General features: G+C 28.6%; 15 protein-coding genes. 13 read left to right on the forward strand and 2 right to left on the reverse strand.

The window, feature by feature from the left end:
- Positions 1 to 56: 56 nt before the first annotated feature.
- Complete coding sequence (locus ACFOWD_RS04840; protein ID WP_377408577.1) at positions 57 to 608, forward strand: hypothetical protein; 552 nt, start codon at positions 57 to 59, stop codon at positions 606 to 608.
- A gap of 7 nt (positions 609 to 615) precedes the next feature.
- Here ACFOWD_RS04840 and ACFOWD_RS04845 read toward each other — a convergent pair whose 3' ends face one another.
- Together ACFOWD_RS04845 and ACFOWD_RS04850 are read right to left on the reverse strand one after the other, a co-directional pair.
- Positions 616 to 1,089: a thioredoxin family protein gene (locus tag ACFOWD_RS04845; protein WP_377408579.1), complete on the reverse strand. Its 474-nt coding sequence runs from the start codon at positions 1,087 to 1,089 to the stop codon at positions 616 to 618.
- 1 nt (position 1,090) lies between these two features.
- Positions 1,091 to 3,439 (reverse strand): TonB-dependent receptor, encoded by a 2,349-nt coding sequence (locus ACFOWD_RS04850; protein WP_377408581.1) that lies wholly within the window; start codon positions 3,437 to 3,439, stop codon positions 1,091 to 1,093.
- Positions 3,440 to 3,537: 98 nt separating this feature from the next.
- Between ACFOWD_RS04850 and ACFOWD_RS04855 the strand changes: the two genes are divergently transcribed.
- The 12 genes from ACFOWD_RS04855 (at position 3,538) to rbfA (ending at position 16,294) form a co-directional block, all read left to right on the forward strand.
- Complete coding sequence (locus tag ACFOWD_RS04855) at positions 3,538 to 4,194, forward strand: metal-dependent transcriptional regulator (protein ID WP_298991389.1); 657 nt, start codon at positions 3,538 to 3,540, stop codon at positions 4,192 to 4,194.
- Positions 4,191 to 5,027 carry a ZIP family metal transporter gene (locus ACFOWD_RS04860; RefSeq protein ID WP_377408584.1) on the forward strand — a complete coding sequence of 279 codons (837 nt, stop codon included), beginning with the start codon at positions 4,191 to 4,193 and terminating at the stop codon, positions 5,025 to 5,027. The genes ACFOWD_RS04855 and ACFOWD_RS04860 overlap by 4 nt, the downstream gene beginning before the upstream one ends.
- 81 nt (positions 5,028 to 5,108) lie before the next feature.
- Positions 5,109 to 8,258 (forward strand): UvrD-helicase domain-containing protein, encoded by a 3,150-nt coding sequence (locus ACFOWD_RS04865; protein WP_377408586.1) that lies wholly within the window; start codon positions 5,109 to 5,111, stop codon positions 8,256 to 8,258.
- A gap of 48 nt (positions 8,259 to 8,306) precedes the next feature.
- Positions 8,307 to 9,500, forward strand: coding sequence for a glycine C-acetyltransferase (gene kbl / locus ACFOWD_RS04870; RefSeq protein ID WP_377408588.1), 1,194 nt, complete (start codon positions 8,307 to 8,309; stop codon positions 9,498 to 9,500).
- A gap of 117 nt (positions 9,501 to 9,617) precedes the next feature.
- A complete protein-coding gene (locus ACFOWD_RS04875) occupies positions 9,618 to 10,976 on the forward strand; it encodes an OmpA family protein (RefSeq protein WP_377408589.1) in 1,359 nt (452 codons plus the stop codon).
- Between the two features lie 155 nt (positions 10,977 to 11,131).
- Positions 11,132 to 12,643 carry a F0F1 ATP synthase subunit beta gene (gene atpD, locus ACFOWD_RS04880; RefSeq protein WP_377408591.1) on the forward strand — a complete coding sequence of 504 codons (1,512 nt, stop codon included), beginning with the start codon at positions 11,132 to 11,134 and terminating at the stop codon, positions 12,641 to 12,643.
- 78 nt (positions 12,644 to 12,721) lie between these two features.
- Entirely contained in the window at positions 12,722 to 13,015 is a 294-nt protein-coding gene (locus ACFOWD_RS04885; RefSeq protein ID WP_298991402.1) for a FoF1 ATP synthase subunit delta/epsilon, read from the forward strand.
- Between the two features lie 248 nt (positions 13,016 to 13,263).
- The gene (locus ACFOWD_RS04890) at positions 13,264 to 13,878 is read left to right on the forward strand and encodes a hypothetical protein (RefSeq protein ID WP_377408593.1); all 615 of its coding nucleotides are present in this window, start codon (positions 13,264 to 13,266) and stop codon (positions 13,876 to 13,878) included.
- Between the two features lie 5 nt (positions 13,879 to 13,883).
- Positions 13,884 to 14,519, forward strand: a complete 636-nt coding sequence (locus ACFOWD_RS04895) for a hypothetical protein (RefSeq protein WP_377408594.1) — start codon at positions 13,884 to 13,886, stop codon at positions 14,517 to 14,519.
- On the forward strand, positions 14,492 to 15,241 hold the full coding sequence (locus ACFOWD_RS04900; protein WP_377408596.1) for a sensor histidine kinase: 750 nt from the start codon (positions 14,492 to 14,494) through the stop codon (positions 15,239 to 15,241). Before ACFOWD_RS04895 ends, ACFOWD_RS04900 begins: the two co-directional genes overlap by 28 nt.
- Entirely contained in the window at positions 15,234 to 15,878 is a 645-nt protein-coding gene (locus ACFOWD_RS04905) for a response regulator transcription factor (protein WP_377408598.1), read from the forward strand. Before ACFOWD_RS04900 ends, ACFOWD_RS04905 begins: the two co-directional genes overlap by 8 nt.
- A gap of 20 nt (positions 15,879 to 15,898) precedes the next feature.
- On the forward strand, positions 15,899 to 16,294 hold the full coding sequence (gene rbfA / locus ACFOWD_RS04910; RefSeq protein ID WP_377408600.1) for a 30S ribosome-binding factor RbfA: 396 nt from the start codon (positions 15,899 to 15,901) through the stop codon (positions 16,292 to 16,294).

Raw genomic sequence — 16,294 nt, forward strand, 5'->3', positions numbered from 1 at the left:
AATACAATATATTTGTTTCTTTTACAGTTGTAATTATTATAAAAATCCCTTTAATCATGAAAAACATTTCCCCCCTTAAAATTTTTTTATTAGTTTTTTTATTTCAAAGTTTAGCCATTCAAACTATAAACTCTCAAGGTTTTGATGGAACTTTAGGTGTTGGTTTAAATCTTGGTTCTGCATTGTATTCTGAAGAAGATGGAAAAGTTGTAGGAGGTAGATATATAGCAACAATTCCTGGTGTAAGTTTTAGTAAATACTTGGGAGATAAAATGACGATTTCTTTAACATTGTCTAATTCTGTAAGAGATACTCAAAACTATTTTTCTACAGATTTAAATTTAAGCTACGATATTTTTAATCCAGAAGGTAAGTTAAGGCCTTATGTGCTTGCTGGTTTTGGTCTTGTAAACTTATTAGATAGTGGTTTTACTTTTAATGCAGGTGCAGGAGGAACTTATTGGATAACAGATGTAATTGGTTTAAATGCTCAGTTATTTTATAAAGTAAGTATTTTTAGTACAGAATTTCAACGTTCGCATATTTTTGGTTCTGCAGGTTTAATCTATAGTATAGATTTAGGAACTAATAAACGTATTTGGGAATAATTAAAGTTTAATCTTTCTTTAAAATAGAGATTAGTTTTTTAGGAGATAAATACTCAAAATACCTTCCTTTAATTTTAAAAGATTCATCTAGAACAATATTTGCTGGTAATGAAAATGGCATATTTATTCTTGAAGCTAAAAGCAAAGGAATTTGATGAGTAGGTTTTCTACTTTTCCCAATGTTTTTATTGATATATTTTTTTCCTTCAAAAACAATAGTGTCTTTTGTTTCAGCATTTAATTTTATAGCATAGTAATTATTATTTAAAATACGGATAATTTCTATGTCTTTAAAAGCTATTGCATCCATTTTTTTACAGTAGGTGCACCAATCTGCATAAAATGAAATAAATACTTTTTTAGGTTTTATCTTTAGAGAATCTTCAAGTTGTTCAAAGCTTATCCAATTTATTTTAGACTCTTGAGCATGAAGTTTAAGAGTAATTAAAATAAAAGATAAAAGAAAAACAATTCTTTTCATATTAATGTAATTTACCAAATTTTACTCCAATAAAGAATGTTCTTGGAGCACTTGGCCCATAAACATAATCAGAGTCTCTTGTTGGCCCAATATCAAAATCATTTTGATAAGCATTAAACATATTTTTTACGCCAGCTGAAATAGTAGTCATAAAGTTATCACTAAAATCTATGTGAGATTCAAGTTTTAAATTTAAATCAAAAAAAGAATCTACCTCGTTTAATTGTAAAAAACCAGTATTGCTAATTACTTTTGGTACAGTCATAGAACCAGTATAAGTTCCTGTTAGATCCATATTAAATTTTTTATTAGGAATCCAACTTGTGCTTAAGAATCCATAAAAATTAGGGTTTCTTAGAAATTCATTAATGATGATATCAGATTCACCTGCAGTTCCATCAGTTTCAAAAATAACTTGAGGCTCATCATACTTTGTTTTTTGCAAAGTACCACCTAATTGAAATTGCCACTTTGGATTTGGAGAAAGGCTAAATTCAAAATTTGTTCCATATACTTTTGCTCCAGAACCATTTCTTACTTCCTCTAAAATAGAGCCATTTGGTAATACACTTCCAGTACTTACCAATGTAAAAGGATTTTCTAAAGTTGTATAAAAACCTTCAATTAAAAAATCCATTTGTAATAAGTTAATGCTTTTTGAGTAGTTAAAGCTACCTGTATACGCATTAGAATATTCAGTTTTTAAATTATCAGAAAGAATTACAAATTGGGGTTCTCCTCCAACACTAGATATGTGTAAATCTTCATTAAATGCTTGAGATGCTCTAAATCCTCTAGCATAACCTCCTCTAAATTTAAGGGCGTCAGTAAACTTATAAGAAAACGTTAATCTTGGAGAAAACGCATTTTGATTTACATTTATTTCTCTGTTTATAGAGCCTACTTTATAAATACCATCAACAGAAATATTATCAAATCTAGACCCTAATAAAGCTGTAAATTTTTCTGTAGGTTTCCACTCATATTGTGCATAAATTCCAAAAGAATTTACGGTTTGATCTATTAATCTATTATAACCTAAAATTTCATCTTTAGTATTTGTATGATTGTATTCTGAACCTAAAGTTATAACATCATTATTCTTAAATGATTTAGTGAATTGCAAACCATTTACCCAAGCTATATCTTTGGTTGTTCCAAAAGCATTATTTGCAGTAATACTATCTTGTTTTGTTCTTGCACCTCCTAAACCACCATAATAACTATCTCTATTTGTATGAGAAACAGAAGTGTAGACTTCAAATTTTTTTGAGTCGTCTTTACTAAAAGATTCGTAATCTAAGCCACCAATAAAAGTATCATGATTTAATTCTTCTGTAATATCTGTGAATTGAGGTGCTAAATCAAGTTGATTTCCACCTCTTCTATATTCTTGAATAGATGCTAAATTTAAAGAGATTTTACTTTTTTCAGTAGGTTTTAGATAAGCATTAGCACCTACTGTTGTATTTTTAATTTTAACTAATTCTGAAAAGCCATCATTATTAGCATCAAAAGCATCTCTTTTTCTATAGTTACCAAAAAATGAAATTCCGCTATTTAAATCATCTGCAACTAACGAATTATTAAAGGTAAGTGTTCTATCTACAGCAGAACCACCTATTAAAGCTAGGTTAGTTCCTATTTCCCAAGTATTTAAAATGGGGTCTTTGGTAATTACATTTATAGTACCAGCTATAGCATTAGAGCCATATAATGCAGATCCTCCACTTCTAACTACTTCAATTCTTTCAATAATATTTGTAGGTATTTGTTCTAAGCCATAAACGCCAATTAAAGAAGTAAATACAGGTCTGCTGTTTAATAGTACTTGAGTATAACCACCACCTAAACCATTTAACCTAACCTGAGTAAAACCACAATTTTGGCAGTTAGTTTCAACACGAATACCAGGTGAATAATTTAAACCATCAGCCATTGAAATAGATTGGGTTGCTTGTAATAATCTTGGTTTTATAGTTGATACAATAACAGGAGCTTTTCTTTTTGTAACTCGATTTCTTGTTGCTGTAACCACAACTTCTTCTAATCCTAACTGATCTTCCATCAATACAAAATCTAGTACTTTGTTTTCATTATGATTTACAGTTATAATTTTACTTAAATTTCTATAGCCTTGATAACTTACTTCAATTGTGATTTGTCCAGAAACGTCTTCTAATTTATAAAACCCTTTTTCATTGGTAGATGTTCCTTTATTGCTATTTTTTAAATAAACAAAAGCATAAGGAATACTATTACCTTCAATAGAAGTTACTTTTCCTGATACAGTTTGACTTACAGATTTAAAAGAAAAAAATAGTAATAATAAAATTAAACTAAAGCGCATTTGATTATTTTTATGCAAATATAAAATAATTTTTAGACAAGTCTAAAAAATGATTTTGATATAACAAAACTTTGTATATTTGTCTTTTTATTTTACAAATGTTTAGTCAGTCTGAAGAAAACTACATAAAAGCAATTTACCATTTAGAGGTTTCTCCTAATAAAGGAATTAGCACTAATGCTATTGCAGAAAAATTAGAAACAAAAGCTTCTTCTGTTACAGACATGATTAAGAAATTATCTGAAAAAGAATTAGTTGCTTACAAAAAATACCAAGGTGTTAAATTAACTTTTCATGGTAGAAAAGTGGCTGCAAACATTGTAAGGAAACACAGATTATGGGAAGTTTTTCTCGTAGAAAAATTAAATTTTTCTTGGGATGAGGTTCATGATGTTGCAGAACAATTAGAGCATATTCAGTCTCCAAAGTTAATAAATCAACTAGATGCGCTTTTAGGTTTCCCTACACACGATCCTCATGGAGATCCTATACCTGATAAAGATGGAAATTTAAATATGATTGATAAAAAATTATTATCAACATTAGAAATAAATGAAATTGGTTTGTGTGTTGGTGTAGAAGATTCTTCCTCAGAGTTTTTACAATATTTAGACAAAAAAAATATTGAATTAGGCAAAACAATAAAAGTTATAGAAAAAGAAGAATTTGATAATTCTGTTATTATAGAAATAAATCAGAAAAGAATTTCAGTTTCAAATAAAATTGCAAATAATTTATACATAAAAACATCATGAGTTATTTTGATCAAATAGTTGCATTTGGTAAAGAACATCCAATACAAGCAGCTTTATATGCATCTCTTTTTACATGGGGTTTAACAGCTGCAGGTGCTGCTTTGGTTTTTTTCTTTAAAAAATTAAATAGAGCAGTATTAGATGGTATGCTTGGATTTACAGGAGGAGTTATGGTAGCTGCAAGTTTTTGGAGTTTGTTATCTCCTGCAATAGAAAATAGTCCTGGAGAAGGTTTTATAAAAGTAATTCCTGCTGCTTTTGGTTTTGCTTTAGGGGCTTTAGCATTATTTGGTATGGATAAATGGTTGCCACATTTACATATTAATTTTAAAGAAACAGAGGCAGAAGGTGTAGAAACAAATTGGCACAAAACAACTTTATTAGTTTTAGCAATTACACTACATAATATTCCTGAAGGATTAGCAGTTGGTGTTTTATTTGGTGCTGCATCAACTTTAGGAGGTGTTGAGCAAACAGAAATGATTATTGCAGCAATTTCCTTAGCAATAGGTATTGGAATACAGAATTTTCCTGAAGGTTTTGCAGTTGCTATGCCTTTAAGAAGACAAGGTGTAAGTAGAAGAAAAAGTTTTTGGTATGGACAGCTTTCTGCTGTGGTTGAACCTATAGCAGCAGTTTTAGGAGCTTTAGCAGTGTCATTTTTTACACCTATTTTACCTTATGCCTTAGCATTTGCAGCAGGTGCAATGATTTTTGTTGTGGTAGAAGAAGTTATACCAGAAACACAAAGAGATAAATATACAGATATAGCCACTTTAGGTTTTATTGGCGGATTTATTGTAATGATGTCACTTGATGTTGGTCTAGGTTAGAAAACCCAACTATTCATTTTTCTTTTCTTTTGATGCTTGTCTTTTGGTTGTAAAAAGATTATTTTGCAATAAAATAATTCTGTGCATCAACCTTCAACTTTTCAAGTTTACAATGCTTCTGCAGGTAGTGGAAAAACCTTTACACTCGTAAAAGAGTATTTAAAAATCATTTTAACTTCAGAAAATATTTTTTCGTTTCAGAACGTATTAGCAATTACTTTTACTAATAAAGCTGCAGCTGAAATGAAAGAGCGAGTTTTAAAAAGTTTAGAGGATTTTTCTGAAGAAAGAGAAAATGATTTAATGCCAGAAATTTTACAAGAAACAGCTTTAGATAAGAGTATAATTAAACAAAGAAGCATAAAAATTTTAGATGCAATTCTACAGAATTACTCAGCTTTTTCTATTACTACCATAGATAGTTTTACACATAAAATCATTAAAAGTTTTGCTTACGATTTGGGTTTACCTCTAAATTTTGAAGTAGAATTAGATGCACAAACTTTATTAAATGAAGCAGTAGACGTTTTAATATCTAAAATAGGTACAGATAAAAAACTAACAAATCTATTAATAGATTATTCTTTAGAAAAAGCAGATGATGACAAATCTTGGGATATTTCAAGAGATTTAAATGAGTTTGCAAAAGTGTTATTAAATGAAGATGATATTTTACATTTTAAAAAATTATCAAATAAATCATTAGATGACTTTATCACTTTAAAAAAGAAAATGAAAGATCAAATGGATGTTATAGAAAAAAAGTTTACTTCTATAGCAGATAAAACCTTACAGTTTATAAAAGATCATAATCTACAATTTTCAGATTTTAGTTATTCTGGAGAATATCCAAAGCATTTTCAAAAAATGCAAAAACTAAGCACTTTAAAATTTGAAGAATTAAAGTTTGATGGTAGATTAAATAAAAATATTGAGGAGGGTAAAAATCTATATGCTGCAAAAACACCTGAAAATGCAAAACAAACTATTGATGCTATAAAAGAGCAATTGTATCAATTCTATTTCGAATCAAAAGAAATATTCAATACTTATTATTCAGATTATTTATTGTGTCAGCTTTTATCAAAAAGTATAATTCCTTTAGCTGTTTTAAACAAGATTAATAATGAGCTTTCTGTGATTAAAGAAGAAAATAATTTGCAGTTAAATGCTGAGTTTAATCAATTAATTTCAGAAAATATAAAAGAACAACCTGCGCCTTTTATTTATGAAAGAATTGGACAACGTTTTCAAAATTATTTTATTGATGAAATGCAAGATACTTCTGTTTTACAGTGGCAAAATTTAATACCTTTAATAGATAATGCACTAGCTCAAGAAAAAAGTAGTTTGTTGTTGGTAGGTGATGCAAAACAAGCTATTTATAGGTGGAGAGGAGGTAAAGCAGAACAATTTATTGCTTTGGGTTCAGAAAATAACAATCCTTTTTCTATTAAAAAAGAGAAGCAACAATTAGAAACCAATTATAGAAGCTATTCAGAAATTATAGATTTTAATAATAAATTTTTTAAGCATACTTCAAATTTTTTAGAGAATACTGTATATAAAAAAATGTTTATTGATGGCAATAATCAGTCAGAAAATAAAAAAAAAGGAGGCTATGTTTCATTAACTTTTCTAGAGGATGAGGCTGATAAACATGATAAAGATTTAAGATATCCAAAACAAGTTTTAGCAAAAGTACTTGAGTTAAGAACACAATTTTCTTTAGGAGAAATTTGTGTGTTAACTAGAACTAAAAAAGATGGTATTGCTATAGCTAACTATTTGTCTGAAAATGCAATTCCAATAGTTTCATCTGAAACTTTATTGTTAAAAAATAGTGCTAAAGTTACTTTCTTGATAGATGTTTTAAAATTAATTCAGAACCCAGAAGACGAAGAAACTAAGTTTGAAATTTTATATTTTTTAAGTGAGCATTTAAAACTTAATAGTACCAAATCTCAATTTCTTCATCAATTTGCTAAAAAAGAACTTTTTTTACTATTTGATGAGTTGCAAGTCTTTGGTGTCGACTTTCAAATTTCTAAATTACATCAACTTCCTTTTTATGAAAAAATAGAAAGTATTATTAGGAGTTTTAATTTGATTAATACTTCAGATGCCTATGTACAGTTTTTTTTAGATGTTGTTTTAGAACAACAAAGAAAAGGAGCAGAGTTAAATGAATTTTTAGATTTTTGGGAGTTAAAAAAAGAAAAACTAAGTATTGTTGCTCCAGAAAGTGCAGATGCTGTGCAAATTATGACAATTCATAAATCTAAAGGATTAGAATTTCCTGTGGTAATTTTTCCTTGTGATGTAAATATTTACAATCAAATAAACCCAAAAGTTTGGTTAGATAAATTGCCAGAAAATTTTACTAATTTTTCTGAATTGTATGTAGATTTTAAAAAATCTATAAGTGCTGTAAATGAAAGAGGTTTAGAAATTTATAATCAACAAAGGCAAGAGTTAGAATTAGATAATTTTAACTTATTGTATGTAGCTCTAACAAGAGCAGTTGAGCAACTTTATGTAATTACAGAAAAGAAAATATCTAGTAAAGGTATTGTGAACACAAATTATTTTTCTGGTGTTTTTATAAATTATTTACAAGAAAATAATCTTTGGGACAATCATAAACTTAATTACAATTTTGGCAATAAAGTAAGAGTTAGTAAAAAAACAGAAAGTAAAAGTGTCTCAGAAAATCATGAGCAATTTATATCTAATCCTTGGCAAGAACATAATATCGTTTTATTAGCAAGTGCTTCAAAATTATGGAATACAGAACAAGGAAAAGCAATAGATTTTGGAAATTTAATTCATGATATATTTTCAAAAATTTACACTGTAAAAGACGTAGAAAAAGTAATTCAGCAATTTTACGAACAAGGTTTTTTAGATGATGATCAGCTAGCTTATATTAAGAACTCTATAGAAAATGTAGTGCATCATCCAGAATTAAAATCCTATTATTCAAATCAAGTTACAGTTTTTAATGAAAGAGATATTGTTGATATAGATAATCAAATAATAATTCCTGATAGATTGGTGTTTCAAGATTCAAAAACAGTTACAATTATAGATTACAAAACAGGGAGTGAGTCTCAAAAACATCAGCAACAAATTAAAAATTATGCAAGAGTTTTAAAGCAAATGAATTTTAAAGTTGCTAAAAGACTATTGATTTACATAAATGATAATATTGATATTGTTGAAGTATAATCAAACAAAAGAAACTTTGTAACTTTGTAATTCTTAAATTGATAAAAAATGTACGGAAAAATTAAAGATACTTTAAAGAAAGAAATAGAAGAAATTAAAGAAGCAGGTTTATACAAATCAGAGCGTATTATAATTTCTTCACAAGATGCAGTTATAAAAATTTCTACAGGAGAAGAGGTAATAAATTTTTGTGCAAACAATTATTTGGGTTTATCAAATCATCCAGAAGTAATTCAAGCTGCTAAAGATGCAATGGATACTCATGGATTTGGTATGAGTTCTGTGCGTTTTATTTGTGGTACGCAAGATATTCATAAGCAATTAGAAAAAAAGATTGCAGATTTTTATCATACAGAAGACACCATTTTATATGCAGCTTGTTTTGATGCAAATGGTGGAGTTTTTGAACCATTACTTACAAAAGAAGATGCTATCATTTCAGATAGTTTAAATCATGCTTCAATTATAGATGGTGTTCGTTTATGTAAAGCTGCGCGTTACAGATATGATAATAATGACATGGCTTCTTTAGAAGAGCAGCTTATAGCAGCTAACAAACAAAACCATAGATTTAAAATAATTGTTACAGATGGTGTTTTTTCTATGGATGGTATTGTTGCTAAACTAGATGAGATTTGTGATTTAGCAGATAAATATGATGCTTTAGTTATGGTAGATGAATGCCATGCAACAGGCTTTATTGGTAAAACTGGTAGAGGTACAGTTGAGCTAAAAAATGTAATGGATAGAGTAGATATCGTAACTGGTACTTTAGGTAAAGCTCTTGGTGGAGCAATGGGTGGTTATACTACTGGTAAAAAAGAAATTATAGAAATTTTACGTCAACGTTCTAGACCTTATTTGTTTTCAAATTCTTTAGCGCCAGCAATTGTAGGAGCTTCTTTAAAAGTTTTTGAACTTATAGAAAACGATACTTCTTTAAGAGATCAGTTAGAATGGAATACAAACTATTTTAGAACAGAAATGGAAAAAGCAGGATTTGATTTAGTTGGTGCAGATGCAGCAATAGTTCCTGTAATGTTATATGACGCAAAGTTATCTCAAATTATGGCAAATAAGTTATTAGAAAAAGGCATTTATGTCATAGGATTTTTCTTTCCAGTTGTGCCAAAAGAAAAAGCAAGAATAAGGGTTCAACTATCTGCGGCTCACAAAAAAGAGCATTTAGATAAGGCTATTTCTAGTTTTATTGAAGTAGGTAAAGAGTTACAAATTATTTAGAATCATTAAAAAAACTTGTTTTTTGTTTAACTTTTTGTAGATTTGTCTTTGAAGATAAGTTAATACAACTTATTTTTGCTCTTAATAATAATGAACTTTTAATTTAAAAATTTGATAATGAAACAATTAAAATTAGCTGTGTTAGCGTTGTTTACGTTAATGACATTAAGCAATGTTAATGCACAAGATGAAAATAACCCTTGGGTTATTGGTTTTGGTACTAATATCGTTGACTTTTATGGATCTGGAAATTTTGGAGACCATGTAAAAGATCACTTAGGTAATAGTGATTGGAACTTTTTACCATCTATATCTAGATTAACTGTAGATAAATACCTTGATAAAGGTTTTTCTTTACAATTTGCTGGAACAATGAATAAAATTGACCATTTAATGGTAGAAGGTGATGTAGATGAGTTTTATTATTCACTTGGTTTAAATGTTAAGTATGACTTAAACAATTTAGTTGGTGAAACTGCTTGGTTTGATCCTTTCGTATCTTTAGGAGGAGAATATGTTTCTTTTGGAGGTCAAGGTAAAGAAGGAATGTTAGTTGCAGGTGCTGGTTTTAATGTTTGGTTTAACGATAACTTAGGTGTAAACTTCCAAACTGCTTCTAAATTTGGTTTTGCTGATAAAGTAAATGATCATATCCAATCTTCTTTAGGACTTGTAATTAAGTTTGGTGGAAAAGATACTGATGGAGATGGTATTTATGATAAGAATGATGCTTGTCCAGATGTTGCTGGTTTAGCTGAGTTTAATGGTTGTCCAGATGCTGATGGTGATGGTATCAAAGATTCAGATGATGCATGTCCTAATGTAGCTGGTTTAGCTTCAATGAACGGTTGTCCAGATTCAGATGGTGATGGTGTTGCTGATAAAGATGATATGTGTCCAAATGATAAAGGAACTAAAGCTAACAAAGGTTGTCCAGATTCAGATGGTGATGGTGTATTAGACAAAGACGATAAGTGTCCTACTACTGCAGGTCCTGCAGCTAATGGTGGATGCCCTTGGCCAGATACTGATGGAGATGGTGTTTTAGATAAAGATGATAAGTGTGTTAACGAAGTAGGTCCTGCTTCAAACATGGGTTGTCCAGAAGAAGTAATTACTAAAGAAGCTACTGAGGTAATTAATTTTACTGCTAAGTCTATATTATTTAACTCTGGAAGAGCTACTTTCAAATCAGGAGTTACTGACCAATTAGATGCTATTGTTAAAATCATGAATGATTATCCAAAAGCAACTTTTACAATCGGTGGTCATACTGATAGTACAGGTAATTCTACATTAAACTTAAAATTATCTGAAAAGAGAGCTATTGCTGTTAGAGATTACTTAGTTAAGCAAGGTGTAGACACTACTAGATTAAAAGCATTTGGTTATGGTGAAGGAGAGCCAATAGCTGAAAATAATACAAGAGCTGGTAGAGCTAAAAACAGAAGAGTTGAAATTAAAGTTAACAACTAATAGTTAACTTAAATTCTAAATACAAAAGGTCTCAATTCAATTGAGACCTTTTTTTTTATAAATGTTTTTTAATTTCAATCAAATAAAGTACCTTTGCACCTTGAAAATGAGAGGGTAAATCCCATATTAAAAATAATAATTTAATTAGATACAAAATGTCTACAACAACAGGTAAAGTTTCTCAGATTATTGGTCCAGTTATTGACGTTGAATTCAATACTGAAAACAATGAACTTCCTAAAATTTATGATTCATTAGAAATTAAAAGACCAGATGGTTCTGTTTTAGTTTTAGAGGTTCAGCAACATATTGGAGAAGATACAGTAAGAACCATTTCTATGGATGCTACTGATGGATTACAAAGAGGAGCAGAAGTATATGCTACAGGTAACCCAATTCAAATGCCAATAGGAAACGATATTTATGGTCGTTTATTTAATGTTACTGGAGATGCAATTGATGGTTTAGGTAATCTTGCCAAAGAAGGTAAAGATGGTTTGCCAATTCACAGACAAGCACCAAAATTTGAAGATTTATCTGTTTCTACAGAAGTTTTATTTACTGGTATTAAAGTAATCGACTTAATTGAACCTTACGCAAAAGGTGGTAAAATTGGATTATTTGGAGGAGCAGGAGTAGGAAAAACTGTATTAATTCAAGAGTTGATTAATAACATCGCAAAAGGTCATGGTGGTTTATCTGTTTTTGCAGGAGTTGGAGAAAGAACTCGTGAAGGAAATGATTTACTTCGTGAAATGTTAGAATCTGGAATTATCAAATATGGTGATGATTTTATGCATTCTATGGAAGAAGGAGGATGGGATTTATCTAAAGTTGATAAAGCTGGAATGAGAGACTCAAAAGCAACTTTCGTTTTTGGACAAATGAACGAGCCACCTGGAGCACGTGCAAGAGTAGCTTTATCTGGTTTAACAATAGCTGAATACTTTAGAGATGGAGCAGGTGAAGCGCAAGGTAAAGATGTACTTTTCTTTGTAGACAATATCTTTAGATTTACACAAGCAGGTTCTGAGGTTTCTGCACTTTTAGGACGTATGCCTTCTGCAGTAGGTTACCAACCAACATTAGCAACAGAAATGGGTGCTATGCAAGAGCGTATTACATCAACTAAAAAAGGTTCTATTACTTCTGTTCAAGCAGTTTATGTACCTGCAGATGATTTAACAGATCCAGCACCAGCAACTACATTTGCTCACTTAGATGCAACTACAGTATTATCTCGTAAAATTGCAGAGTTAGGTATTTATCCTGCAGTAGATCCATTAGATTCTACTTCAAGAATTTTAACAGCAGATATTTTAGGTGATGAGCACTATAACTGTGCACAAAGAGTAAAAGAAATATTACAACGTTATAAAGAATTACAAGATATTATCGCAATTTTAGGTATGGAAGAATTATCTGAAGAAGATAAATTAGTAGTTCATAGAGCAAGACGTGTACAACGTTTCTTATCTCAACCATTCCATGTAGCTGAACAATTTACTGGTATACCAGGTGTTTTAGTAGATATTAAAGATACTATTAAAGGCTTTAATATGATTATGGATGGTGAATTAGATAAATATCCAGAAGCAGCATTTAACTTAAGAGGATCAATTCAAGATGCAATTGATGCTGGAGAGAAAATGTTAGCAGAGGCATAAACGAGTTTTGAGTTTTTAGGATTGAGTTATGATTAAATAGCTAAAAACTAAAAATTAAAAACTAAAAACTAGAAAATTATGTTTTTAGAAATTGTAACACCAGAGGCTATTTTATTTTCATCAGAAGTAGATTCTATATCTGTTCCTGGCGTAAATGGTGAATTTCAGATGCTAAATAATCATGCACCTGTAGTTTCTAATTTAGCAAAAGGTACTGTATATATTCATGTTCATTCTCAAGAACATGTAGAGTTAAACGATTTAAAAGGAAAATTAACTCAACATGCAGATGATGATAAAATTTTAATGCTACCTATAGATTCAGGTACCATAGAATTGAATGATAATAAAGCGATTATTTTAGCAGATTAATAAAGTAATCAATTAAAAAAAATCTCGAAACCAAAAGGTTTCGAGATTTTTTTTTGCAATTTTCCCAGTAATTGAGTTAACGAATTCAAATAAAATTCTTTCTTCATTACAAATGTTGTGATTTTTAATTAATTTACTACTAGTAAAAACACCCTTTTAAAAAAAGAAAAACCCCTTTTCTTTTTTACAAAAATCAACTATCATTTTATATATTGTACTTTAGTAACCATTCAACTTAAATTTTAAACATGAAAACAAAGTTTTTAAAACCAACAATTTTAGTATTATTTTCAATACTATTTTATTCTTGTAATACAACTACTTGTAATCATCAATTAGAAAGCAAATCTTGTTATCCTAATGATAGTTTACCATCACAAGTAATTACGTATTCAGAAATGATTAATATGATGGATGCATATGATAATGGAGCTAAAAAAGAATTAAATAAATATTTAAAAAAAGTATCAAAAGGTAAAGATTCTGTTTCAACTAAGTATAGTTGGTATAAATTAGAGGATTTAAAGCAATATATAGCTTATGTAGAAAGAATATCTAAAGAAAAAGATATTACATTAACTGGCTTTAGAATTATACCTAGCAGCTACCCTAAAGATCATAAAAATCCAAAATTAAGAAATAGAACAACTTTAATCTTTACACCAACTACTGTTGTTAATAATAAGATGGATGTTGCATTTGAACCTTTATATTCGAAAAAAGGTAAACCTACATTAGTAGAAGATTATTTAAATTTGGTTAGAAATAATAAATTAAAAAATAGTTCTTTTTCTAATGAAAGATATTCTGATTCATTATTAAGTTCATCAGCAAATAGATTAAGACCATCTCCACCATATTAATAGATATGATTTCAGATGATGGTTTATTTATTAAAGAATTTGGAAGAGCGTTACATTACATAACTTTTTTACTTGCATTAGTATATTATTCTAAATACAAAGATTATACATTTTACAAGTATTTTATTTTATATTTTTTAGTTATAGTAATTGTAGATCTTTTAGCAGAATTTTATATAACAGGCTATACAATAGATCTTTATAATGTATATACATTTTTCGAATTTAATAGTATTGCACTTATTTATTATCATTTAATAAAGCAAAAAACAAGACTAAAAATTTTAAAAATCTTAGCTCTTTTTTTTAATATTGTTTATCTATTAAGTATTGTTTTTGACTTTTACATACTATATACAGTTCCACTTGAAGGTGTAGTAAATAGTATTTTTGTTATTTTATTTTTTATTGAATTATTAAATTCAGACAGAATTTTAAATTACAAGAAATTATTTTCATTTTGGATGTCTGTTAGCTTTTTAATTTTCTACCTAACATCTGTTCCTTTCTGGTCTTTATACTATTCAAGTATTTTTAATACAAGAGATATGTTTCCTATAATTTACTATCTTGCTACTGTATATCAATTAATTTTTATTTACGGTTTAATAGCATGCAAGAAAATGGAGAATTTGTATTAATAGTTTCTACTATATTAATACTAATTATAGTAATTGCATTAATAATATTATTTACAACTTTTCAAAAAAAGAAAAATTTTTTAGTTGAAAAACAAAAAGAAGAACAAGAAAGATTTGAAAAAGAAATTGCAGAAACACAAATAGAAATTAGAGAAGCAACACTTAGAAATATTAGTTGGGAGCTTCATGATAATATTGGGCAACTTCTTACATTAGCAAAAATACAATTACAAAATTCAACTCCAGAAAATATTAAAGAAGTTTCAGAAACTATTACAAAAGGATTAACAGAAGTCCGTTCTTTATCTAAATTAATTAATCCTGAAGCCATAAAAAACATTAATTTAAGAGAAGCTTTGCAATTAGAAGTAGATCGTTTTAACCGTTTAAATTTTATAGAAACCACTTATAAAGTTGAAGGTGATGAAGTTGAAATTGATAAAAAAGCAAGTATTGTTCTTTTTAGAATTTTACAAGAATTTTTTTCAAATACTATAAAACATTCTAAAGCAACTAATTTAGAAGTAACTTTGAATTATAAAAAAGACAAACTTATTTTGTTTGCAAAAGATAATGGAGTTGGGTTTTTGATAAACGAAAAGAAAGAAGGTATAGGCTTAAGTAACATAAAGAATAGAATTAAACTAATAGGTGCAGAAGTAAACTTTGTAACTGCCGAAAATAAAGGAACATCAATAGAGATAACTTATAAATATGAATAATTATACTGTAGTTGTTGTAGATGATCATACATTGCTATCACAAGCCATAGAAGCTATGGTTAATACTTTTGAGCAATTTAAAGTATTATATACTTGTAAAAATGGAAAAGAACTTACAGAGCATTTTGCAGATAGTCCATCAAAAGTGCCAAACATTGTATTAATGGATATTAATATGCCAATTATGAACGGCATAGAAACTACTGCTTGGATTACTACTAACTATCCAGAAGTTAATGTCATGGCATTATCTGTAGAAGATGATGATAGTACTGTTTTAAAAATGCTAAAAGCTGGTGCAATTGGTTACTTATTAAAAGATACAGAAAAATCAGTTTTAGAAAAAGCTCTTTTAGAAACTGCTAAACATGGTTTCTATCATACAAAATCTGTTACTCAATTACTTATGAAATCTATTACAGGTAAAATAGAAAATCAAATAGATTTAAAAGAAAAAGAAATAGAGTTTTTAAAATTAGCCTGTTCAGAGTTAACTTATAAAGAAATTGCAGACATAATGTGCTTAAGTCCTAAAACCATTGATAATTATAGAAATGAACTTTTTACAAAACTAAATGTAAAAAACAGAGTTGGTTTAGTAATGTATGCCATAAAAAATAAGATTTACACTCCGTAAATTAATTGTAAATTTGCACTATGGAAGAAACTAACAGACAACGAAAAATAGCAGGAGTACTGCAAAAAGATTTGGTAGATGTGTTGCAAAAAGCGGCACAAGATGGAATGAAAGGTGTAATTATATCTGTTTCTAAGGTTTTTGTAACTTCAGATTTAGGAGTAGCAAAAGTTTATTTAAGTATTTTTCCATCAGAAAAAAGAGAAGAAATTATAAAGGGTGTACAATCTAATGCTCCATTAATTAGACACGAAATGTCTCAAAGAACTAGAAATCAATTGCGTAGAATGCCAGAATTGTTATTTTTTGGTGATGATACTTTAGATTATTTAGAAGAAATAGACAAGTCTTTACAAGGTAAAGATGAAGACCCAATAAAAAACCCTGATGTTTTACCAAGACGTCAAAAACGTTAA

The organism is Polaribacter marinivivus (assembly GCF_042651285.1).
GTDB lineage: Bacteria > Bacteroidota > Bacteroidia > Flavobacteriales > Flavobacteriaceae > Polaribacter > Polaribacter marinivivus.